This window comes from Acinetobacter sp. UBA3106, assembly GCA_002365595.1.
GTDB lineage: Bacteria > Pseudomonadota > Gammaproteobacteria > Pseudomonadales > Moraxellaceae > Acinetobacter.
In genome coordinates this window covers 37,283-59,393 of sequence record DFAM01000019.1, presented here as the reverse complement: position 1 = coordinate 59,393, position 22,111 = coordinate 37,283, and the positions used below count along the sequence as shown (strand labels likewise).

Sequence of the window (22,111 nt, the reverse complement as noted above, 5' to 3'; positions counted from 1 at the left end):
GCGATTTATGTGTTGACTAAAACAGGGAATGCCTTTGTTTTAGACCGCCGTACAGGTGAGGCAATTGTTCCGATTACCGAGAAACCGGTTCCACAAACAGTGAAACGTGGTCCGCAAACCAAAGGCGAACGTTATTCACCAACGCAACCGTTCTCTGATTTTGACATGGCGCCAAAAGACAAATTGACTGATAAGCAGATGTGGGGTGCCACAATGTTTGACCAGTTAATGTGCCGTGTATCTTTCAAGAAATTGAACTACGATGGCATTTATACGCCACCATCTGAAAATGGTACTTTGGTGTTCCCGGGTAACTTGGGTGTGTTCGAATGGGGTGGTATGTCGGTGAACCCGGACCGTCAAATTGCAGTCATGAACCCAATTGGCTTGCCATTTGTATCTAGACTGATTCCTGAAGATCCAAACCGTAAGCAAACTGCCAAAGGTGCGGGTACGGAAGCGGGTGTTCAACCGATGTATGGCGTGCCTTATGGTGTTGAAATCAGTGCCTTCTTGTCGCCATTCGGCCTACCGTGTAAACAACCTTCTTGGGGCTTCGTGGCGGGTGTCGATTTAAATACGCATGAAGTGGCTTGGAAACGCCGTATTGGTACTATTCGTGACAGTATGCCGGGTATTCCATTACCGCCATTCAAAATGGGGGTGCCAATGTTGGGTGGTTCTATCTCAACTGCAGGTAATGTCATGTTTGTGGGCGGTACTCAAGATAACTACATCCGTGCAATCAACGTAACTAACGGTGATGAGCTATGGAAAGGTCGTCTTCCTGCGGGTGGTCAAGCTACTCCTATGACTTATGAAGCCAATGGTAAACAATACGTTGTGATCATGGCGGGTGGTCATGGTTCGTTTGGTACCAAAATGGGTGACTCTGTGGTTGCTTATGCACTGCCAGACAAAAAATAATTGAGTTCATTGCTCTGTTAAAAAAAGCCTGATTCGTCAGGCTTTTTTTATATCCATATAAAATTAATGAAAACGAAAGGAATATAAGAAAAAGTGCTAAGCAAATGAAAATAAGATTAATTGCAATAAAAGTAGCACAATTCGTCTGTAACTCGCGAATAAGCAAAAGCTCGACATGCTTATCAATAAAACCGCTATGAAATATGTATAAAAAGCATTTTATTGATAGTTTTAATCTCGTTATCCTTGCCGGCGATATAATAGAAACTACTAGCTGTACGCCATGTATTTATATACTGATTTCGATCAGCAACTGATCAATGAACGTGTTGCACAGTTCCGTGACCAAACGGAACGTTATTTAGCGGGTAAATTGACGGAAGATGAATACCGTCCGCTTCGTCTGCAAAACGGCCTTTATGTACAACGTTATGCGCCAATGTTGCGTATTGCAGTACCTTATGGTCTGATGAATTCTAAACAACTGCGTAAAATTGCGGAATTAGCCAAAGACTATGACCGTGGCTATGCGCACGTATCAACACGTCAAAATATTCAGTTTAACTGGCCTGCACTAGAAAATGTACCAGACATGTTGCAAGAGTTGGCATCTGTGCAAATGCATGCCATCCAGACCTCTGGGAACTGTATTCGTAACACCACCACTGACCAGTATGCAGGTGTGGTTGCTGGTGAAGTGGCCGATCCACGTCCGACCTGTGAATTGATCCGTCAGTGGTCAACTTTCCACCCAGAATTTGCCTTCTTGCCACGTAAGTTCAAAATTGCGGTTTCTGCATTAGAAGAAACCGACCGTGCGGCAACTTCATTCCACGATATTGGTGTTTACATCGTGCGTAATGAAGCAGGTGAGATGGGCTATAAAATCAAAGTGGGTGGTGGTTTAGGTCGTACCCCAGTGATTGGTAGCTTTATCCGTGAATTCTTGCCACGTGAAGATTTGATTGCGTATTTGGAAGCAGTCCTTCGTGTGTATAACTTGCACGGTCGTCGTGATAACAAATATAAAGCACGTATCAAGATTTTAGTAAAAGCGTTGACTCCAGCAATATTTGCAGAAAAAGTTGAAGCTGAATTTGCACATACTGTGAAAACACTGAAAATCGATGCTGACACCTTGGCAAAAATGGATGAGAACTTCACACCATTTGCTTACCAAGATTATGCCGATGAAGATTTCACTGAACAGTTTGCAGCGCATCCAAAGTTCAAGCAATGGTTTAATATCAACACCAATGCACATAAAGTAAAAGGTTACCGTATCGTAACCATCTCACTGAAACGTGCCGGTATTGCGCCGGGTGATATGACCGTTGAAGAGATGAACCTGATTGCAGACCTTGCAGACAAGTACACCTTCGGCGAGTTCCGTACCACACACGAACAAAATATTGCTTTGGTTGATGTACCGCAAAAAGATCTGTTTGAATTGTGGCAAATTCTCGATCAACACAACCTAGCACGTGCGCATATCGGGTTCTTGACCGACATCATCTGCTGCCCGGGCGGTGACTTCTGCTCATTGGCGAATGCGAAATCAATTCCGATTTCAGAAGCGATTTCACGCCGTTTTGATGACCTGGATACCATCTATAACTTGGGTAAACTGGATCTGAATATCTCAGGTTGCATGAATGCCTGCGGTCACCACCATGTCGGTAATATTGGTATCTTGGGTGTCGATAAAAAAGGTGCCGAGTTCTACCAGATTACTTTGGGTGGTAATGCAGACCATGATGCATCGATCGGTGACATTCTTGGCCCATCATTTGCAGCTGAAGTGGTACCTGACATTATCGAAGAAATTTTGAATACCTATCTTGATTTACGTCAAGATGGTGAAGAGTTCATTGATACTTACCGCCGTGTCGGCATTCAACCCTTCAAGGAGCGTGCATATGCTTAATACCGCACTACAAGTGCTCTCTAAAGATGGCACGATTGCAGACAATACCTATCAATTGATTGGTGAAGATGGCGTATTGCCACAAGGTGATGTGGTTTTAACTGTTGAGCAATTAGATCAAATCACCAATGTTTCAGGTAAAAAAGCACTTTACTTAACTGTTGATGCATCTCCTGAAACACATGAATTTCCGCTTGACCAGTTGGATGCGATCTTTATTGAATTTGCTGGCTTTAACGATGGTCGTGGTTATTCATTTGCGGCCCTTCTTCGCCGTCAAGGTTTCCAGGGCGAACTTTGTGCCACCGGTGATGTATTCAAAGATGTGTTGAACTACATGAAGCGTTCTGGTTTTGATACTTTCGTAATTAAAGAAGGTAAAGATATTCAGGAAGCCGCTGCCGGTTTGAATGATTTCAAAAACCCGTACCAAGCATCGACTGCGGTTGCACAGGCACATTATCAAACAGGTGCTTAATCTCATTGATTAAGCTCAAGTTAAAAAGCCTCCATATGGAGGCTTTTTAAGTTTGGAACATTTACATGGCTTCAAGCTGACAATTCACCATCCATTTAATCCCAAACTGATCGGTAAGTGCACCGTAGAGCGCACCCCAGAATGTCTTTTCTAAAGGCATTTCAATTTGTGCATTCACCGATAAAGCATCAAATAAGCGTTTAGCTTTATCTTGTTCATGGGCATGCAAATTAATTGAAATATAGTGGTTATTCCCTTTATTGAGCGCAGCATTGTTTTGCGCACAGAATTGAGTGCTGGTATCAGATCCCATTAACTCCATAAATGCATTAATTGGTAATGATACATGCAGAATAAGATTTTTATCGGTTTCAGAAAGTGTTTTGCCTTGTTCAGAGGGCATTTCACCATAACGGGTAAGAGTTGAAAATTCACCACCAAAAACAGATTTATAAAAATTAAAAGCTGCTTCGGTTTCACCCTGAAAATTAAGATAATGATTGAGTTGCATAGCGCACCTTTGTTGTTGTTTTTATGGTTCTAATTTAACAGGCTTAACTAAATTTTGAGAATAAAAATATAAGAAAATGTAAGAATAAAAAATCCCTGCATGTGGAGGGATTTATAATTTCCCCTCCTTTTGTAAAGGAGGGGCTAGGGGAGGATTATTTTTCAATTATAGCAATGTATCAATCTATCTCTTGCACAGTAATACTGCTTTACCTTTACTATAGGGAGATTTCTTTTAAAGCAATTCAATCGCCACAGCAGTCGCTTCACCACCACCAATACAGAGTGCAGCAATCCCTTTTTTGCCACCTGTGCGTTTTAATGCATGGATCAAGGTCAGGATAATACGCGAACCGGTAGAACCGACAGGATGACCGAGTGCACATGCACCACCGTTGATATTTACTTTTTCAGGATCAAGCTTGAAGTCATCCATTGGGCACATGGTCACCATGGCAAAAGCTTCGTTAATTTCCCATAGATCGACGTCCTGTGCATCCCAACCGGTTTTATTTAGCACTTTTTGGATGGCACCGACTGGAGCAATGGTAAATTCTGAAGGATGTTGTGAATTTGAAGCATAAGCGACAATTTTAGCCAATGGTTTTAAGCCTTTTGCTGCTGCATTTTCACCTGAGGTAAGCACAAGGGCAGAGGCACCATCTGAGATTGAGCTGGCATTGGCAGCAGTAATGGTGCCATCTTTAGCAAATGCAGGGCGTAAGGTTGGAATCTTGTCGATATTGGCATTGAAGGGTTGTTCATCTTTATCAACAACGACATCACCTTTGCGAGTAGAAACCGTAACTGGCACGATTTCATCGGCAAAGTAGCCTTGATTCACCGCTTTTTGTGCGCGCTCTAATGAACGAATTGCAAAGGCATCCATTTGTTCACGGGTGTAGCCACGTGTATTTGCCATATCTTGCGCAAAAGAACCCATCAAGCGACCAGTCTCTGCATCTTCCAAACCATCCAAGAACATATGGTCTTTAATTTCACCATGGCCCATGCGAAAGCCACCGCGCGCTTTAGGTAATACATACGGTGCATTGGTCATCGATTCCATGCCACCCGCAACCACAATGTCAGCAGAACCGGCTTTAATCATGTCAGCCGCTTGCATGACGGCTTTCATCCCAGAACCACATAACTTATTAATAGTAACTGCGCCTGTTGAATCAGGTAGCCCCGCTTTACGCATCGCTTGACGTGCGGGTCCCTGTTTTAAGCCGGCAGGCAAAACACAGCCCATAATGACTTCTTCGACATCAGTAGGTTGTAAGCCTGCACGGGCAATCGCTTCCTTGATTGATGCTGCGCCAAGTTCCGGTGCTGTTACGCTGGCTAAGCTACCTTGAAATCCGCCCATAGCGGTACGTGCACCATTTACAATTACGATGTCTGTCATTGTTCTTTCTCCGAGATTTACTTTTTAGGGAATTATTTTCCAAGCTTAAGCAGTATATTGAAAAATGAGCCGGAATAAAGAGGGAGGAGACTACGTCTTTAGACTGATAAGTTTTTAGCAGATAGACAGGTTTTCTATCCGCATATGCCCCATTGCACTAAGAACCAGTTTTTTGTGATGATCGGACAATATTGAACAGTAATAAAAGCTGCCATTTGAACCTATAGGAAGACCATTTTCGGCTTGAAAAGTTAAGCTGGGAACACTTAAAGTCCCTCTCCAGTCTAAATGCCCATATTTTAAATTGGTTGATTCTGTATAAATTATTTTTTCGCCTGTATCAATTTGTCTATTTTTATTGCTATCCAGGAAAACAAGTAAACCGGCAGTCCATTGGTTTGTTTGACAATTCACCTTATTTTGACTTGGGCACAGTACTACATTGGTATGATAAAGAGCAGCTTGAGTTTTGGCTAAATGAATTGTTGAAATCAGTTTGTTTGTGGTGTCGTTGACTTCCTGTTTAGCTTTCATTTCTTGAAAATAAGGCAAAGCAATGGTAGCCAGAATTGCAAAAATAGCCAAAGTGACAATTAGCTCAATTAATGTAAAACCATTTTTTTGTTGAAAAAGCATTTAAAGTGATCCTGTAAGATATTTTTTTTTAATTATTTGTGTTATTAATATTTTGTTTTTTAATTGTTTTTTGTTGGTAATATTTATTACTTAACTTTTAAGAAAGCTGTTAAAATAATTTGCAAGTGACAATAAGCTATTCATAAGAATAAATTGAGTAAAAAATTACCGAATTACAACGGAAATTGTAAGTAATTTTGTCAATAATTTACTTGATTAAAATTATCAAGCACTTGGAAAAAAAATAAAGTGTTTGTATGATTCACTGTGAATAGCTTAAGAATAAAACTGGGGTAAAAGAAAGCCTATCTCAGAAATAGTCAAATTCTAGGCTTGAGCTTGAACAACAATTGTTATCTCTGGAGGATAAATCCATGAAAATGAGTCGTATTGCTTTAGCAATGCTCGTTGCTGCACCTTTAGCAGCTGCTAACGCTGGCGTAACTGTTACTCCATTAATGCTTGGTTACACTTTCCAAGACACTCAACACAACAATGCGGGTGATAAAGGTGATTTAACAAGTGCTCCTGAAATTCAAGACGATTTATTCGTTGGTGCAGCACTGGGTGTTGAATTAACTCCATGGTTAGGCTTTGAAGCTGAATATAACCAAGTGAAAGGTGATGTAGAAGGCCTTGGCGTTCCTGCAGGTTCTGAATACAAGCAAACTCAAATCAATGGTAACTTCTATGCTACTTCTGATTTGATCACTAAAAATTATGACAGCAAAATCAAACCTTACGTATTATTAGGTGCTGGTCACTATAAATATGAATTTGACAATACTGTTGGCCGTGTAGGTCGTGGTCTTGAAGAAGAAGGTACTTTGGGTAACGCTGGTCTAGGTGCTTTCTGGCGCTTAAACGATGCTTTATCGCTACGTACTGAAGCTCGTGCTACTTATAACGTCGATGAAGATTTCTGGAACTATACAGCTTTAGCTGGTCTTAACGTAGTTCTTGGCGGTCACTTGAAGCCTGCTGCCCCTGTAGTAGAAGTCGCTCCAGTTGAGCCTGTAGCTCCAGTTCAACCAGCTCCACAAGAGTTGACTGAAGACCTTAACATGGAACTTCGTGTGTTCTTTGATACAAACAAATCAAACATCAAAGACCAATACAAACCAGAAATCGCTAAAGTTGCTGAGAAGTTAGTTGAATATCCAAACGCTACTGCTCGCATCGAAGGTCACACAGATAACACTGGTCCACGTGCATTGAACGAACGTTTATCTTTAGCTCGTGCTAACTCTGTTAAATCTTCACTTGTAAATGAATACAATGTAGATCCAGCTCGTTTGTCTACTCAAGGTTTCGCTTGGGATCAACCGATTGCTGACAACAACACTAAAGAAGGCCGTGCTATGAACCGTCGCGTATTCGCGACTATCTCTGGTAGCCGTACTGTTGTTGCAGAACCTGCTCAACAAGCTCCTGCAGCTCAATAATTCATTATTGAACTGATTTGAAAAAAGCAGCCGTAAGGCTGCTTTTTTTTATGGGCTACATAAGCATAACTTGTTTAATACATAATTTTATTTTGATCTTGTTCTAATAAACACCCATATACACAATAAAAAGAGGGTGAAAAAATGACGCAAATGTTAACCACCACAGATGGAACCTCGATTTATTATAAGGATTGGGGCAATGGTCCCGTAGTGGTCTTTTCCCATGGATGGCCTTTATCCAGTGATGCTTTTGAAGATCAAATGTTGTTTCTTGCTGAGCATGGTTATCGGGTCATTGCATTTGATCGGCGTGGTCATGGACGGTCGAGTCAGCCTTGGACTGGACATACTATTGATCAATATGCGCAAGATATGCATCAACTTATTGAGCACCTCGGTTTAACTGAATTTGCTTTAGTTGGACATTCTACTGGTGGGGCAGTGGTCACCCGTTATACGGCAAAATATGGCCAAAATAAAGTCACTAAACTGGCCTTGATTGCGGCTGTTACTCCCTTACTGATTTGGCGAGATGATAATCCACATGGCGTTGATCCAGATATTTTTGATGAAATGCGGGCAAATTTACTCGATAACAGAGCTGATTTTTATCTAGATTTTGCCAAACAGTTTTATGGCTATGACAAACTTTTAAATAAAACCTCGGAAGGTGTGATACAAAATTTTTGGCGTATTGCAATGCAAGGTTCAATCAAGGCTCATTACGACTGTATCCACGCATTTTCAGAAACAGATTTACGTGAAGATTTAAAACAAATCACGATTCCTACTTTGGTGCTGTATGGGACTGCCGATGAAATCGTACCACCCGAAATTTGTAGTCAGCAGACAGTCAAACTTCTACAACAGGGTGTAGAAGAGCAAATTAAGGGAGCGCCACATGGACTATGTACCACCCATAAAAATGAAGTCAGCTTTGTTTTGAAGGAGTTTCTGGCAAATCACTGACGGTGACACACATAAAAAAACAGCCCGAAGGCTGTTTTTTTTGAATACCAGATTTAGTCCTGATCGGGATTCATGGGTTTAACATCCATATCTTGATAAGCAACTAATTTGGTTTTGTTTTTCCACTTATAACCTAACCAAATCACCAAGAATAGTGGAATACTAATATAAGTAGATAGCAAACCTAACCAATCAACTTTTCCACCAATAAGCGCTTCGTAGTTTTGACCCAGAATAATGATTGAACACAGGATAAATGCAAACCAAGGGGCAAATGGGAAAAACTTGGCTTTATAGGCTAGATCTTCCAGTTTATAACCTTGTGCCAAATAACCTTTCCGGAAACGGTAGTGTGAAATGGCAATTCCCAGCCAGACAATAAATCCGCACATGCCTGACATATTTAACAACCAGTTAAATACTTGTTGTTCACCAATAAAGGTGGTCAAGAAGCAAAGCGCTGCAATTGCAGTGGTGGCATAGAGGGCATTCATTGGTACGCCACGGCGGTCCAGACGTGCGAATAATTTTGGCGCACTGCCTTTACGTGCCATATCAAACAGCATGCGGGTAGAAGAATACATGCCTGAATTACCTGCAGATAAAATGGCAGTTAAAATCACCGCATTCATCAAACTGGCTGCAAAGGCAAATCCAGCCTGTTCGTATAACAAGGTAAAGGGCGATAAGGTAATGTCTTCGCTTGATGCAGCTTGTAAAAGACGAGGATCATCATAGGCCACCAAAGTGCCGATAATGAAAATACACACGACATAAAACAGTAAAATTCGCCAGAAAATCTGTTTAATCGCAATGGGAATGGTCTTTTTGGGATTTTTGGATTCACCTGCGGCAACACCAACCATTTCGGTGCCCTGGAAGGAGAATCCGGCAATCATGGCAACCCCGATTAGCGCTTGAAAGCCGCCGACAAAAGGAGCTTCACCTTTGGTCCAGTTGGCAAAAGTCAGCATATTCGGAGTCAGCATGATTTTGACAATCATGGCCATGCCAATAATGATAAAGACAATAATGGCAATCACTTTAACCAGTGAAAATAAAAATTCACTTTCACCAAAGCCTTTCACTGTGAGCGAGTTAATGGCAAAAATCACGGCAAGAAAAATGGCACTCCAGTAGAATCCGGGAATATCAGGAAACCAGAATTTCATAATAAACTGAACCGCAACCAGCTCAAAAGCAACGGTAATGGCCCAGTTGTACCAATAGTTCCAGCCTAAGGCGAATCCAAAACCACCTTCAACATATTTGGTACCATAAGTAAAAAAGGCACCTGAAGTTGGATTATGTGTCGCAAGCTCCCCCAGACTGGTCATCAAGAAATAAATCATGATCCCAATCAGACAGTAAGCCAGTAAAGCACCGCCCGGACCGGCATTAGCAATTGTTGCACCAGAAGCCAGGAATAAGCCTGTACCGATAGAACCACCAATGGCGATCATATTCAAATGACGTGCACCCAGCTTACGCTTTAAATGTGCAGATTGAGTTTCGCTCATCCGTTGTTCCTTAAGATTTCTTTTCAGTGCTAGCGAACAGCACTTTAAAGCCTTGTTGATCTGCTTTGGTTGTACACTGGCCAAAGCTTTGTTCAATGAGTAATGGATAATTTAAAAAACGGTTTGCCACAATCCATAATTCACCACCCGATTTTAAATGCCGGCGTGACGTCTTACACAAGTTTTCACTGGCATCGTAATTGGTCTGAATGCCTTGATGAAAAGGGGGATTGCTGACAATGGCATGCAAGAAAAGCGGCGCATCTTCAATGCCTGTCACCGCTGTAATTTCCAGCTGTTCTGGTGATAGGCTGTTTTTTTCAAAAGTCATGCGGGTAGAAGCTAAGGCAAAAGCATCGACATCCATCGCAAAAATACGGTTTTTTGGATTCAGTTTCGCCAGATAAGCACTGATCACTCCGGCACCACAACCAAAGTCGGCAATTTTACCTGAAGTGACTTGAGATAAAAATGGTAAAAATACCGCTGTACCGACATCTAAACGATTTTGGCTAAATACACCAGGTAAAGCACAAATGCTTAAATCCCCTTTAGGCGTTGCAACGGTATATTGTTGTGCCCAATCTGCCAGAGCTTTTTCTTTCACGGTGGATTCAACGGTGACTTGCCACATTTGGCAATGGCGTGCGCTATCCAGTTTAAGAATTTTACCATAAGGCTGTAACTGTTTCGAAGCGCGTTCGACACCGCCTTTCTTTTCACCGACCAGGAAAATTGATGCTCCCAAACCTAAACGGCTGACTACATTGTGCAGCAGATAATTTAAGAGTTCCTTAGACTTGGGCACAAAAATAATGGCCTGGTCAAAACTGCCTTCAGGAAGATCTACACCAAAATGAACATTGGCCTGCTGCGACTGAAAATATTGAAATTCATTATAATTCCATGTCCATAAACATGGGCTGATGTCTTTCTCTAGATTGGAAAGTAAATCATCCGTAGGTGCATTTACCAGAAGCACACGTCCAGAAAGATATTCATGCTGCCGAATGACAACTTCACTTCTTGGATCCATTTTTTATCTCGCCATTGAAAAACTCTGCCCAGACAATGCTGGGCAGAGTTGATGCTGAAATGAAATTATTTCTTCGATTCAGGAAGAATAATATTTAAAAGCAATGCTGCAATACCGCCAGTCGCAACACCAGAACTAAAGATGTTACGAAATAATTCAGGAAGATGTTCTAAAATTTGTGGCACTTGTGCAACACCCAAACCGAGTGCCAAAGAAATGGCAATAATCAGTAGGGCACGGCGATCAAGATGAGTGCCTGAAAGGATATTAATACCAGAGGCAGCTACTGCACCAAACATGACCATGACAGCACCACCCAATACAGCCTGCGGAACAGCTTGAATCACGCCTGCAACTGCTGGAAGTAGTCCCAGAATAACTAGGAGTGCAGCAATCCAGATACCCACGTAGCGGCTCGCCACCCCAGTAAGCTGAATCACACCATTATTTTGTGCAAATACAGAACTTGGGAAAGTATTGAATAAACCTGCAAGTAGAGAGTTGGCACCATTAACCAGCACCCCACCTTTAATACGTTCCATCCATACTGGACCGTCAACTGGCTGATTGGAAATTTTTGACGTTGCAGTAATGTCACCAATCGCTTCTAGTGACGTGACCAGATAGATAAATGCCATTGGAATAAACAGACTCCAAGAGAAGCTTAAACCAAAATGCATTGGGGTTGGAATCTGAACTAGCGGTGCATCTTTCAAGCCTGAAAAATCCAGATGACCCATAAAGCCGGCAAGTGCATAACCAATAATCAAGGCAATCAGAATGGCTGAACTTTTAATCCAGGTAATACGGATACGGTTCAAGATAATAATAATCGCCAGTACCGTACATGACATGATCAGGTTGTCTGCATTGGCAAAGGTTTTATCACCCATGGCCTGATAACCGCCACCCATACTGATTAAACCTTCTTTAATTAAGGTCAAACCAATCAGCAGTACCACAATACCTGTGACCAGTGGGGTAATCAGTTTTTTGATCCACGGTAAAATGCGTGACACACCCATTTCAATAAATGAGCCTGCAATCACCACTCCAAAAATAGACGCCATTACTGCTTCAACTGGTGTACCAGCAGCGACCATCGCTGAACCAATCCCGATAATAGGACCAATAAAGTTAAAACTGGTGCCTTGAACAATTAAAAGGCCTGCACCAAAAGGTCCGACTTTTTTACATTGCAGGAAGGTTGCAATACCCGAAATCACCAGAGACATGGAAAGAATCATGTTGGTGTCTTCTTTTGAAACACCAAGCGCTAAGCAGATGAGCAATCCGGGGGTGACAATCGGGACAATAATCGCAAGTAGATGTTGCAAAGCAGCTAAAAAAGCGATGAATGGTTTGGGTTGATCGTTTAATCCGTAGACCAAATCAAGACGATCCTGTGGCTCGGGAGAGTTTTTTAAATCAGACATGTAAGGATGGTACAGCAGCAATTTGCCGTTATTCTAATCGAGTTACAGGAGTTTACAAACCAAAAACCACGGTATTAGTCAAAAAAACTTGTAACCATCAATAAACAGTCACTACTAAAAGTTTAGTTTTTTCTGTATAATTTGCCCTCAAATTTAATACGTATCGAATTTACATGTCAGATATTAAAACTCTCCGTAACATCGCCATTATTGCGCACGTCGATCATGGTAAAACCACTCTTGTAGACAAACTTTTGCAACAATCAGGTGCTCTCGGTGATCGCGCGGGTGAGATCGAGCGTGTCATGGATTCGGGCGCTATCGAGTCTGAACGCGGTATTACCATTCTTGCAAAAAACACTGCAATTAAATGGACTGATGCGCGTACAAACACTGAATACCGTATCAACATCGTGGACACCCCGGGACACGCCGACTTCGGTGGTGAAGTTGAACGTGTACTTTCTATGGTGGATTGCGTACTTCTTCTTGTGGATTCACAAGAAGGCCCGATGCCACAAACTCGTTTCGTAACGCAAAAAGCGTTCGCACGTGGTTTGAAACCAATCGTAATTATCAACAAAGTTGACAAGCCAAGCGCGCGTCCAGACTGGGTCATTGACCAAGTATTCGATTTGTTCGATAACCTAGGCGGTACTGACGAACAGTTAGACTTCCCAGTGGTATATGCATCTGGTCTACGTGGTGTTGCTGGTCCTTCTCCAGAAGAACTTGCTGATGACATGACTCCATTGTTCCAAACAATCGTAGACATCGTTGAACCACCAGCTGTTGACGTTGATGGTCCATTCCAAATGCAGATCTCTTCACTTGACTATAACAGCTTCGTAGGTGTTATCGGTGTAGGTCGTATTCAACGCGGTTCAGTTAAATTGAACACACAAGTAACTGTAATTGATAAAGAAGGTAAGACACGTAACGGTCGTATCTTAAAAATCATGGGTTACCACGGTCTTGATCGTGTTGATGTTGAAGAAGCGAATGCAGGTGACATCGTATGTGTAACAGGTATTGATGAACTTCATATCTCTGACACAATCTGTGATCCTAAAAATGTTGAAGCTTTACCGCCATTGTCTGTAGACGAACCTACAGTATCGATGACATTCCAGGTAAACAACTCACCGTTTGCTGGTAAAGAAGGTAAATTCGTGACTTCACGTAATATCCGTGAACGTCTAGACCGTGAGTTGATCCACAACGTAGCACTTCGTGTTGAAGATACTGATTCTCCAGACCGTTTCAAAGTATCGGGTCGTGGTGAACTTCACCTTTCAGTATTGATCGAAAACATGCGTCGTGAAGGTTTCGAAATGGGCGTGTCTCGTCCACAAGTAATCTTGAAAGAAGTTGACGGTCAAATGCAAGAACCGTATGAAAACGTAACTTTCGACGTTGAAGAACAACACCAAGGTTCTGTAATGGAACAAATGGGTCACCGTAAAGGCGAAATGACCAATATGGAAGTTGACGGTAAAGGCCGTATCCGTATTGAAGCAACTGTTCCTTCACGTGGCTTGATTGGTTTCCGTTCTGAGTTCTTGACCATGACTTCTGGTACAGGGATCATGACATCAAGCTTCTCGCATTACGGTCCAATGAAACAAGGTACTGTTGCAAAACGTCAAAATGGTGTGTTGATCTCTATGGTTCAAGGTACTTGCTTGGGCTATGCATTGTTCAGCTTGCAAGACCGTGGTCGTCTATTCGCTAAACCTCAGTTAGAAGTCTACGAAGGTATGATCGTAGGTATTAACTCTCGTTCAGACGATATGGTTGTTAACCCAACTAAAGCAAAACAGTTAACTAACGTACGTGCTTCTGGTACGGATGATGCGTTAACACTTGTTCCTGCAATTGAATACACGCTAGAGCAAGCACTTGAATTCATTGAAGACGATGAATTAGTTGAAGTAACACCTAAGTCAATCCGTATCCGTAAGCGTTGGTTGACTGAAAACGAACGTAAACGTAACCGTTCTTAATCTGTTGATTTAATTAAATTAAGAATTGCAAAATGCTATCACGTCAGTGGTAGCATTTTTTTTTGTTTATAATTAGATAAGCAATATGTTCAAGAGGTTAAATTCCACGTAAATTACAGGTAATTATGACCTGTTATAAATGCATTAGTGCATCATACGGTTCTCAAAATATATTAATAAAGAATGCTTTAAAGATAAACTGGAGAAAGTCATGAGTATTATTCAAGAATTTAAAGAGTTTGCCATTAAAGGCAATATGATGGATTTAGCGATTGGTGTCATTATTGGTGGTGCTTTTAGTAAAATCATCGACTCATTGGTTAAAGACATTATTATGCCTTTAATTACCGTAATCACAGGCGGTGGCGTAGATTTCACCCAGAAATTCTTTGTATTAGGAAAGAACCCGGATAATTTACAATCATTAGATGCCTTAACAAAGGCGGGTGTAAACGTACTGACTTACGGGAACTTTTTAACGATTTTAATTAACTTCTTAATCTTGGCCTGGGTCGTATTCTTGCTGGTTAAACTTATGAACCGGTTACGTAAACAAGAAGGACCAGTTGAGGAAACTCCAACTACACCGGCTGATATCGAATTGTTACGTGAAATTCGTGATGAATTGAAAAAACGCCCACAACTTTAATTTTATTTATAAAAAAGGCATCTTGAGATACCTTTTTATAGAATCCCTCCCAACCTCCCGTTAATAAAGGGAGGGGGCAGTCCCCCTTTGGAAAAGGGGGATTTAGGGGGATTACATCCGAAATTTAATTTCCAGTAAATGCCAGCCAAACTGACTTTTAATCGGGCCATGCAGTTCACGTTCAGGCAAAGTAAACACAGCTTTATCAATCGGACCGACTAGCTGACCTTTTTTAATATCACCCAGTTCACCACCTTTTTTACCCGATGGACAGGTAGAATGCTGTTTGGCAATTTTGGCAAAATCTGCACCGGCTTTAATTTTCTTTTTCAGCTGTTCGGCCAGTTCTTTATCTTTGACTAAAATATGACGGACGATGGCAGATTTCATGCTTTATTTCCTTTGGATGGAGTCTTGCTCGCTATTTTAACTTTTTTCAAAGGCTGACACTCGGGACAAAATACCGATGCACGTTGTCCGAGCTTTAAATTTTCCAAAGTGGTTTCGCAATTGACGCACATCTCGCCAGCACGACCATAAGCCAACAGGGTCTGCTGGAAATAACCATTTTCACCCATGGCATTAGTATAGTCACGTAAGGTCGAACCGCCTAAATCAATCGCCTGTTTTAAAATACGCTTAATTTCGATGACCAGTTTTTCAATTTGCGTGCGAGTTAAACTTGAAGCGGGCTGGGCAGGGTGAATACCGACATTAAACAGACTCTCAGTTGCGTAAATATTGCCTACGCCCACGACAATATGATTATCCATAATGGCTACTTTGGCAGCGACATTTTTCTTTTTAAATTTTTCAAACAGATATTCGGCATTAAATGCGTCACTTAAGGGTTCAGGACCTAAAGTATCGATTAATTTTGTTTGAGAGTTTTGATCAAGCCATAAAATGCAGCCAAAACGGCGTGGGTCGTGATAACGCAGTTCAATATCTTCAAATTGAATAATCAAGTGATCGTGTTTGCGCAGTTCAGTGTTTTTCTCACACAAGCGAAAACTACCCGACATACCCAAATGCCAAAGCATACTGTCTTGTTCAAATTCAGCCAGAATATATTTGGAACGACGGGTCAACTGCAGTAATTTTTGACCTTTAAGTTTTTGAATATTATCTGGAATAGGCCAGCGCAAACTGGATTGACGTACTTCAACATTCAGGACAGTTTGCTCTAACAAGGGAAGTAAACTTGTTTTAGTCGTTTCGACTTCGGGTAATTCGGGCATTTGCAGTTCAAAATTCTATAGATAAAGCTTATATCGGGTTATCCGGCAAGGAATACAAGAGCTGCTTTTGAATTGTGCAGAGTAAAGCAAGACTTTTAGGGGAAGAGCTTAAATTTTATAAATAGGTTAAAAATGTATCAATTGGTCTAATTGAACCGCCAGAATATATTTTCAATATGATGAGTTTGAATTTTAATATTTGTTACTTAAAATTATGAAAAATAACAATATATATACCTATATTAAAACTAATAGTTATTTGTTTTTATTAATTCATAACTTTTTATTTAATTAGTGATAAAAAAAATGCTGACATAAGTGGCTAAAAATTAGGTAATTTTCACATAATAATATCGATTCAATGAATCGATTTCTAACTGAAACTTTGCATTTTTGGTTTTTCTTATGAAAAAAATTAGTCTAGCTTTATTGCCAGCCTTTGTGTTGACAGCCATGACCCAAACTCAAGCGGCTGAAGCATTTGACCCTAATGGTCAGTATTTGTTGGGGGACTGGAACGGTAAACGTACCGAACTGGCTGCGCAAGGGGTGAAGTTTGATGCCAATATTGCTGCTGATGTTGCCTATTTAGCCGATGGTGGTCGTGATGAGGGGAATGATCCGACTGTAGCCAGCCAGTTCTGGTTAGGTTCAACTTTCGATATGGAAAAACTTGCCGGTTGGGAAGGTGTCACCATTCGTGCTGCAGTGAGCACACGCCAAGGACAAAGTACCACAGTCGATGATTTGCAAGGTGAGGTGCCGCAACTTGCCAATGTTCAGGCAAACTTTGGCCGTGGCAACCAAAAAACTCGTTTAAGCGAATTATCGATTGAAAAGAATTTTAAAGATCAAGGCGTGAGTGTCAAAGTGGGGCGTTTAGGTCTGGGTATGGACTTTAACGTAATGGCTTGCGATTTCCAAAGTACTGCATTTTGTGCTGCACAAATGGGTAAATGGCAAGGCAATATCTGGATGAATACCCCTGTTGCACAATGGGGTGGTCGGGTGAAATATCAGGTAACGCCTGAAGTATTTACCCAAGTGGGTGTCTATGAATATAACCCTGAAAATGCTTTGGAACGTCATGGCTGGAATTTGGATACCGACAATGCTGATGGGCTAACTATTCCTGTAGAAGTGGTATGGCAGCCAAAATCATTTGTGAATGGCTTACCAGGCAGCTACCGTGTCGGTGGTATCTATAACACAGCTGATGATTTGAAAAACCAAAAAGATATTGCGAACACATCTGACGCAAAAAATCGTACATTTGGCGGTTGGTTAGCAGTAGAACAGCAATTGACCTCGACAGGTTCTGGCAAGCAAGGTTTGCATAGCTTTGCCAACTTTACCTGGCATGACCGTACCACCAATAAGGTCGATAATTCACAGCAAATCGGTGTGAAATATATTGGTCTATTCGATTCTCAGCCGAATGACATTTTAGGTCTGGGTGTAAACCGTGTGCACGTAAATGACCGTGTGACTAATCCTGCATTTAATGCCAGTGCCGAATACAATATTGAATTGAACTATAGCCATTATCCAACCAAATGGTTAATGCTTCGTCCTAACATTCAATATGTTATTAACCCAGGCGCTACAAATAACGTGGACGATGCCTTGGTACTTGGTTTAAGCTCTAAAGTAGTATTTTAATATGACATAGAGAGCTGCCCATGCAAGGTAAATATCACGTGATGCCCATCAATATGACTTTACTTTGCCTAACGGCATGTATCTGCCAAAGCTTATATGCAGAAACAGGTTCTACGGAGCCTGTTTTACTGCCTACCATAAAAATTGAAGCCACGCGTACCGATACTGCTTGGTTGCAAACACCGGCTTCAGTATATCGAATTGATCAAAAAAACAATGACAATAATCTAGAGGTCAACCTATCGGAGACCTTAAAAGGTGTGCCGGGCTTACAACTGAATAATCGTGAAAATTATGCTCAGGATTTACAGATTTCCATGCGTGGCTTTGGTGCACGTTCTACTTTTGGAGTGCGGGGCATCCGTTTATATGTTGATGGTATTCCCGCAACCATGCCGGATGGCCAGGGACAAACTTCAAATATCGATTTAAGCAGTCTAGATCATGTGGAAATACTGGGTGGACCATTCTCTGCACTGTATGGCAACTCATCTGGCGGGACGATTTTAACTTCGACCAAACAAGGTCAAGGCAAAGATTCTATTGAAGTCGGTTATTCAGGTGGCAGTCACCAGAAAAGCCGTGCCGATATCATCCTGCAAGGCGGGGCAGAAAAAGCCAGTGAACCGAGTTATGTGGTGAGTTCATCTTATTTTGATACCGATGGTTATCGCGACCATAGCGCTGCACGCAAAGTTCTCAGCAATGCCAAACTGACCTGGGATTTAGAAGACGGATCTAAAGTCAACTGGATTGTAAATCATGTTGATATCAATGCCGATGATCCGCAAGGTTTAAGTCGCGAGCAATGGCAAGCCAATCCTAAACAGGTCAATGATGCGGCAAATATTTACGATGTGCGCAAAGAAATTAATCAGACTCAAACCGGCTTAACCTGGTCAAAACCGATAAATGACCAGCATGAAATCAATGCAATGGCCTATTTGGGACATCGTGAAGTCACACAATATCAATCGATTCCTCGGGCGCCTCAAAATAATCCAAGACATGCAGGCGGGGTGATTGATTTTAGCCGTGATTATTACGGTACCGATCTGCGCTGGACAGGCAAGGACTTATTGCCCAATACCCGGTTCACTGCTGGCTTGGCCTTTGACTATATGGATGAAGACCGCCAGGGTTATGAAAATTTCAACGCCAATAATCAATTTGGCGTAAAAGGCGACCTACGCCGGGATGAACAAAATATTCTCTGGAACCTGGACCCTTATCTGCAAGCTTCTTGGGATTTTATGCCCAACTGGACTTTAGATAGCGGTTTACGCTATAGCAATGTGCATTATGAGTCCAATGATCACTATATTGTGACCGGCAACGGGGATGATAGTGGCAAGACCGACTATGACAAAGTGCTGCCGTCTGTCGCTTTAAGCTGGAAGATTAACCCTGATCTCAATGCCTATGCAAGTTATGCCAAAGGTTTTGAAACACCGACCTTTACTGAAATGGCTTATTCTGCAAATGAGGGAATGAATTTCAATTTAACCGCGGCCAGCAGCGATAACTATGAACTGGGTTTAAAGAGTACAAATTCCTTAGGTCATTTTACTGCTGCCATTTTCCAGTCTAAAACCAAAGATGACATTGTCTCGGCAGGCACGATTGATGGACGGGCTACCTATAAAAATGCAGATAAAACCTTGCGTGAAGGGGTTGAGCTGTCCTGGAATAAAAATCTATGGCAGGACTTAAAGGCGGAGGCCAGTTATAGTTTTATTGATGCCACTTTTGATGCCGCAATTCCAGCCAGTACTGTGCAGAAAGGTACAAAAATACCCGGCATTGCCAAAAATCAGGCCTTTGCAGCTTTGCGCTGGCAGCCGGAAACTGGCTTTAATGCAGGGGTAGATGTCCGTTACATGGACAAAATTTATGTAGATGATGCCAATACCGATACGGCTCCAAGTTACACGACAGTATCAGCTAATGTCGGCTATATATGGAAGAATGACGATTGGAAAGTTCGTAGTTTTGCTCGAGTAGATAATTTATTTGATCGGAACTATGTCGGTTCCGTGATTGTAAATGACGGTAATGGGCGCTTCTTTGAACCCGCAGATGGTTTGAACTGGAGTGCAGGATTAAGTCTGAGCAAAGCATTTTAATAAGGAGTTTGGTGTGGCGTTATTATTTCAACCGATTCAATTTGGTTCGTTAAAACTGAATAATAAAATTGTAATTGCTCCAATGTGCCAGTATTCGGCAACTGAACAGGGTGAAGTCACGTATTGGCATGAACAGCAATGGGCAAATTATGCTTTGTCAGGCGCTGGCATGTGTATTATCGAAGCTACTGCGGTTCAGCCTGAAGGTCGAATTAGTTATGCCGATTTAGGTCTGTGGAATGATTTGCAACGTGCCCAGATGAAAGCGCTTTTGGCTAAGGTGAAGTCTTTATCTCCCATGCCGGTGGCCATTCAACTGGCACATGCAGGACGTAAAGCCTCAACGGATAAACCCTGGGATGGAAAAGGTCAATTTAAGCCGGATGAAGCTCAGGGCTGGCAAACCGTTTCTGCCAGTGATTTGCCATTTAACCCAACCGATCACCCACCGCATGCGCTGAGTAAAGATGAAATCCAGAAAGTGATTCAGGACTTTGCCGATGCTGCCGTGCGTGCGGTAGATGCCGGATTTGATTTGATTGAAGTGCATGCAGCCCATGGTTATTTGTTGCATCAATTTATGTCGCCACTGTCGAATAAGCGTACTGATGAATATGGCGGCAGTTTTGAAAACCGTATTCGTCTAACGCTTGAAGTGCTGCAAGCCATAAAAAATGCAGTACCGGCGGATTATCCGGTCGGGGTGCGTATTTCAGCGACTGACTGGATGGATGGAAAAGACAGCTGGGATATTGAATCTTCGGTCGGTTTGTCCAAAGCCTTGCAGCAGTTGGGTGCAGTCTATATTCATGTGTCCAGTGGCGGTCTGCATGCACAGCAGCAGATTGAAATTGGTGTCAATTATCAGGTTCCTTTTGCTCATGCAATTAAACAGGCAGTCAATATTCCCGTCATTGCCGTAGGTTTAATTACTGAAGCTACGCAAGCTGAACATATTTTACAGACAGGGCAGGCGGATGCCATTGGTCTTGCCCGTGCCATGCTTTACGATCCTCGTTGGCCTTGGCATGCTGCGGCGACCTTGGATGCACCTATTGAAATTTCACCACAATATTTGCGTTGTCAGCCGCATGGTTTGAAATCATTGTTTAAACCTTTTCAACACCAAAATTGATTGCTTTAAATGGCAGTGATTGAGCTGAAATAAGTTGATTTAACGACAAGGAGTAGTTGTGGTTTTAAGTGTAATTTTACCGATTTGCCTGCTGCTTCTATTGGGATTTATCTGCGTAAAATTCGAATTTATTTTAGCTGAACATATCAAAGGTTTAAGCCAGTTTGTTTTTAAAATATCCTTGCCGGCATTTTTATTGCAAGCCTTAGCCAGTAAGCATTTTGATGAAATCTGGCATCCCAGTTATTTCATCGCTTATGGCGGGGGATCACTGCTGGTTTTTGCCTTTGCATTTGTACTGTACCTTCAATATTTTCAATGTCGTTTGACCGAGTCTGGCGTATTGTCCATGGGTGCATCCATGTCCAATACCGGATTTATTGGCACAGCCATTCTTATGATGTTGATTGGACAACATGCAGCAATTTATCTGTCCTTAACCCTGATTATTGAAAACCTGCTGATTATGACTTTGACCCTGATCATTGCCGAAGCAGGCATTCATCAACATCGGGCGACCTCTGGATTGCTCAAGCAGACCTTATACAACGTGATTAAAAATCCGGTCATTTTGTCGATCGTGTTTGGCATGTTGTGTGTGATCTTGAATATTCAACTTCCATCTTCCATTGTTCAGGCTTTGGAAATGTTGGGCAAGACCGCTTCTCCGATTGCGCTCTTTGTCATTGGGGGAAGTCTGGTTGGAATGAGCTTAAAAGCGGTAGATTTACAAAGCATGACGTTGGTGCTGATTAAAATTGTACTGATGCCACTGACCATTTTTCTCTTGTTCAGTCTTTTGCCGAATGTCAGTCAGGAAATGCGTTATGCCGGAACGTTGCTTGCTGCGTTACCCATGCCGATTGCGTTCGGTATTTTAGGACAGAACTATGGACTTGGGGATAAAGCACTCAGCGCTTTAATGTTAAGTACAATATTAGGCTTCATGCTGGTGAGTGGTCTGATTGCCATGTGGTGGTAATAGATTTTTCAG

18 protein-coding genes and 1 pseudogene are annotated in these 22,111 nt (G+C 41.9%); 11 read left to right on the top strand and 8 right to left on the bottom strand.

All coding sequences use genetic code 11. The annotated features are described in order from the left end of the window. From B4C48_RS11655 to B4C48_RS11645, 3 genes and pseudogenes are all read left to right on the top strand, one after another. Positions 1 to 927 (top strand): annotated as a pseudogene (locus B4C48_RS11655) (membrane-bound PQQ-dependent dehydrogenase, glucose/quinate/shikimate family); the annotation flags it as partial. Between the two features lie 283 nt (positions 928 to 1,210). Further along, a complete protein-coding gene (locus tag B4C48_RS11650; RefSeq protein ID WP_291356668.1) occupies positions 1,211 to 2,854 on the top strand; it encodes a nitrite/sulfite reductase in 1,644 nt (547 codons plus the stop codon). Continuing rightward, on the top strand, positions 2,847 to 3,332 hold the full coding sequence (locus tag B4C48_RS11645) for a DUF934 domain-containing protein (protein WP_291356666.1): 486 nt from the start codon (positions 2,847 to 2,849) through the stop codon (positions 3,330 to 3,332). Before B4C48_RS11650 ends, B4C48_RS11645 begins: the two co-directional genes overlap by 8 nt. 61 nt (positions 3,333 to 3,393) lie before the next feature. On the opposite strand, the gene B4C48_RS11640 is transcribed toward B4C48_RS11645, so the two are convergent. The 3 genes from B4C48_RS11640 to B4C48_RS11630 all read right to left on the bottom strand — a co-directional run bounded on the left by B4C48_RS11640 (position 3,394) and on the right by B4C48_RS11630 (position 5,889). Next, positions 3,394 to 3,843: a VOC family protein gene (locus tag B4C48_RS11640; protein WP_291356664.1), complete on the bottom strand. Its 450-nt coding sequence runs from the start codon at positions 3,841 to 3,843 to the stop codon at positions 3,394 to 3,396. A 234-nt stretch (positions 3,844 to 4,077) separates the two neighbouring features. Next, positions 4,078 to 5,253: a thiolase family protein gene (locus B4C48_RS11635; RefSeq protein WP_291356662.1), complete on the bottom strand. Its 1,176-nt coding sequence runs from the start codon at positions 5,251 to 5,253 to the stop codon at positions 4,078 to 4,080. Positions 5,254 to 5,367: 114 nt separating this feature from the next. Further along, complete coding sequence (locus B4C48_RS11630; RefSeq protein WP_291356660.1) at positions 5,368 to 5,889, bottom strand: GspH/FimT family pseudopilin; 522 nt, start codon at positions 5,887 to 5,889, stop codon at positions 5,368 to 5,370. Positions 5,890 to 6,263: 374 nt separating this feature from the next. Between B4C48_RS11630 and omp38 the strand changes: the two genes are divergently transcribed. Continuing rightward, the gene (gene omp38 / locus B4C48_RS11625; protein ID WP_291356657.1) at positions 6,264 to 7,334 is read left to right on the top strand and encodes an outer membrane protein Omp38; all 1,071 of its coding nucleotides are present in this window, start codon (positions 6,264 to 6,266) and stop codon (positions 7,332 to 7,334) included. Between the two features lie 144 nt (positions 7,335 to 7,478). Then, positions 7,479 to 8,306, top strand: a complete 828-nt coding sequence (locus B4C48_RS11620; protein ID WP_291356655.1) for an alpha/beta fold hydrolase — start codon at positions 7,479 to 7,481, stop codon at positions 8,304 to 8,306. 53 nt (positions 8,307 to 8,359) lie between these two features. On the opposite strand, the gene B4C48_RS11615 is transcribed toward B4C48_RS11620, so the two are convergent. From B4C48_RS11615 to B4C48_RS11605, 3 genes are all read right to left on the bottom strand, one after another. Next, positions 8,360 to 9,826, bottom strand: coding sequence for an amino acid permease (locus B4C48_RS11615; protein WP_291356653.1), 1,467 nt, complete (start codon positions 9,824 to 9,826; stop codon positions 8,360 to 8,362). A 10-nt stretch (positions 9,827 to 9,836) separates the two neighbouring features. Next, positions 9,837 to 10,862: a methyltransferase gene (locus tag B4C48_RS11610; protein ID WP_291356651.1), complete on the bottom strand. Its 1,026-nt coding sequence runs from the start codon at positions 10,860 to 10,862 to the stop codon at positions 9,837 to 9,839. Positions 10,863 to 10,927: 65 nt separating this feature from the next. Then, entirely contained in the window at positions 10,928 to 12,298 is a 1,371-nt protein-coding gene (locus B4C48_RS11605; protein ID WP_291356648.1) for a uracil-xanthine permease family protein, read from the bottom strand. Between the two features lie 173 nt (positions 12,299 to 12,471). Between B4C48_RS11605 and typA the strand changes: the two genes are divergently transcribed. Further along, the gene (gene typA, locus B4C48_RS11600) at positions 12,472 to 14,304 is read left to right on the top strand and encodes a translational GTPase TypA (protein ID WP_291356646.1); all 1,833 of its coding nucleotides are present in this window, start codon (positions 12,472 to 12,474) and stop codon (positions 14,302 to 14,304) included. A 211-nt stretch (positions 14,305 to 14,515) separates the two neighbouring features. Then, on the top strand, positions 14,516 to 14,953 hold the full coding sequence (mscL, locus tag B4C48_RS11595; protein ID WP_291356644.1) for a large conductance mechanosensitive channel protein MscL: 438 nt from the start codon (positions 14,516 to 14,518) through the stop codon (positions 14,951 to 14,953). Between the two features lie 111 nt (positions 14,954 to 15,064). On the opposite strand, the gene B4C48_RS11590 is transcribed toward mscL, so the two are convergent. Both B4C48_RS11590 and mutM read right to left on the bottom strand, forming a co-directional pair. Further along, positions 15,065 to 15,343, bottom strand: a complete 279-nt coding sequence (locus B4C48_RS11590; protein WP_291356642.1) for a peptidylprolyl isomerase — start codon at positions 15,341 to 15,343, stop codon at positions 15,065 to 15,067. Beyond that, the gene (gene mutM, locus B4C48_RS11585) at positions 15,340 to 16,194 is read right to left on the bottom strand and encodes a bifunctional DNA-formamidopyrimidine glycosylase/DNA-(apurinic or apyrimidinic site) lyase (protein WP_291356640.1); all 855 of its coding nucleotides are present in this window, start codon (positions 16,192 to 16,194) and stop codon (positions 15,340 to 15,342) included. The genes B4C48_RS11590 and mutM overlap by 4 nt, the downstream gene beginning before the upstream one ends. Positions 16,195 to 16,599: 405 nt before the next feature. Here mutM and B4C48_RS11580 point away from each other — a divergent pair, with 405 nt between their 5' ends. Genes B4C48_RS11580 through B4C48_RS11565 form a run of 4 tightly spaced genes read left to right on the top strand, consistent with a single transcriptional unit; the run spans position 16,600 to position 22,099 of the window. Further along, on the top strand, positions 16,600 to 17,856 hold the full coding sequence (locus B4C48_RS11580; RefSeq protein ID WP_291356638.1) for a carbohydrate porin: 1,257 nt from the start codon (positions 16,600 to 16,602) through the stop codon (positions 17,854 to 17,856). A gap of 20 nt (positions 17,857 to 17,876) precedes the next feature. Next, positions 17,877 to 19,982 carry a TonB-dependent receptor gene (locus tag B4C48_RS11575; protein ID WP_414631509.1) on the top strand — a complete coding sequence of 702 codons (2,106 nt, stop codon included), beginning with the start codon at positions 17,877 to 17,879 and terminating at the stop codon, positions 19,980 to 19,982. A gap of 13 nt (positions 19,983 to 19,995) precedes the next feature. Next, positions 19,996 to 21,117 carry an NADH:flavin oxidoreductase/NADH oxidase gene (locus B4C48_RS11570; protein WP_291356636.1) on the top strand — a complete coding sequence of 374 codons (1,122 nt, stop codon included), beginning with the start codon at positions 19,996 to 19,998 and terminating at the stop codon, positions 21,115 to 21,117. 58 nt (positions 21,118 to 21,175) lie between these two features. After that, positions 21,176 to 22,099, top strand: a complete 924-nt coding sequence (locus tag B4C48_RS11565; protein ID WP_291356635.1) for an AEC family transporter — start codon at positions 21,176 to 21,178, stop codon at positions 22,097 to 22,099. The last annotated feature ends 12 nt before the right edge of the window (positions 22,100 to 22,111 follow it).

Excerpts from the sequence above, each read along its gene's own strand:
- B4C48_RS11650 (WP_291356668.1), top strand. The coding sequence starts at position 1,211 with ATGTATTTATATACTGATTTCGATCAGCAACTGATCAATGAACGTGTT.
- B4C48_RS11645 (WP_291356666.1), top strand. The coding sequence starts at position 2,847 with ATGCTTAATACCGCACTACAAGTGCTCTCTAAAGATGGCACGATTGCA.
- B4C48_RS11640 (WP_291356664.1), bottom strand. The coding sequence starts at position 3,843 with ATGCAACTCAATCATTATCTTAATTTTCAGGGTGAAACCGAAGCAGCT.
- B4C48_RS11635 (WP_291356662.1), bottom strand. The coding sequence starts at position 5,253 with ATGACAGACATCGTAATTGTAAATGGTGCACGTACCGCTATGGGCGGA.
- B4C48_RS11630 (WP_291356660.1), bottom strand. The coding sequence starts at position 5,889 with ATGCTTTTTCAACAAAAAAATGGTTTTACATTAATTGAGCTAATTGTC.
- omp38 (WP_291356657.1), top strand. The coding sequence starts at position 6,264 with ATGAAAATGAGTCGTATTGCTTTAGCAATGCTCGTTGCTGCACCTTTA.
- B4C48_RS11620 (WP_291356655.1), top strand. The coding sequence starts at position 7,479 with ATGACGCAAATGTTAACCACCACAGATGGAACCTCGATTTATTATAAG.
- B4C48_RS11615 (WP_291356653.1), bottom strand. The coding sequence starts at position 9,826 with ATGAGCGAAACTCAATCTGCACATTTAAAGCGTAAGCTGGGTGCACGT.
- B4C48_RS11610 (WP_291356651.1), bottom strand. The coding sequence starts at position 10,862 with ATGGATCCAAGAAGTGAAGTTGTCATTCGGCAGCATGAATATCTTTCT.
- B4C48_RS11605 (WP_291356648.1), bottom strand. The coding sequence starts at position 12,298 with ATGTCTGATTTAAAAAACTCTCCCGAGCCACAGGATCGTCTTGATTTG.
- typA (WP_291356646.1), top strand. The coding sequence starts at position 12,472 with ATGTCAGATATTAAAACTCTCCGTAACATCGCCATTATTGCGCACGTC.
- mscL (WP_291356644.1), top strand. The coding sequence starts at position 14,516 with ATGAGTATTATTCAAGAATTTAAAGAGTTTGCCATTAAAGGCAATATG.
- B4C48_RS11590 (WP_291356642.1), bottom strand. The coding sequence starts at position 15,343 with ATGAAATCTGCCATCGTCCGTCATATTTTAGTCAAAGATAAAGAACTG.
- mutM (WP_291356640.1), bottom strand. The coding sequence starts at position 16,194 with ATGCCCGAATTACCCGAAGTCGAAACGACTAAAACAAGTTTACTTCCC.
- B4C48_RS11580 (WP_291356638.1), top strand. The coding sequence starts at position 16,600 with ATGAAAAAAATTAGTCTAGCTTTATTGCCAGCCTTTGTGTTGACAGCC.
- B4C48_RS11575 (WP_414631509.1), top strand. The coding sequence starts at position 17,877 with ATGCAAGGTAAATATCACGTGATGCCCATCAATATGACTTTACTTTGC.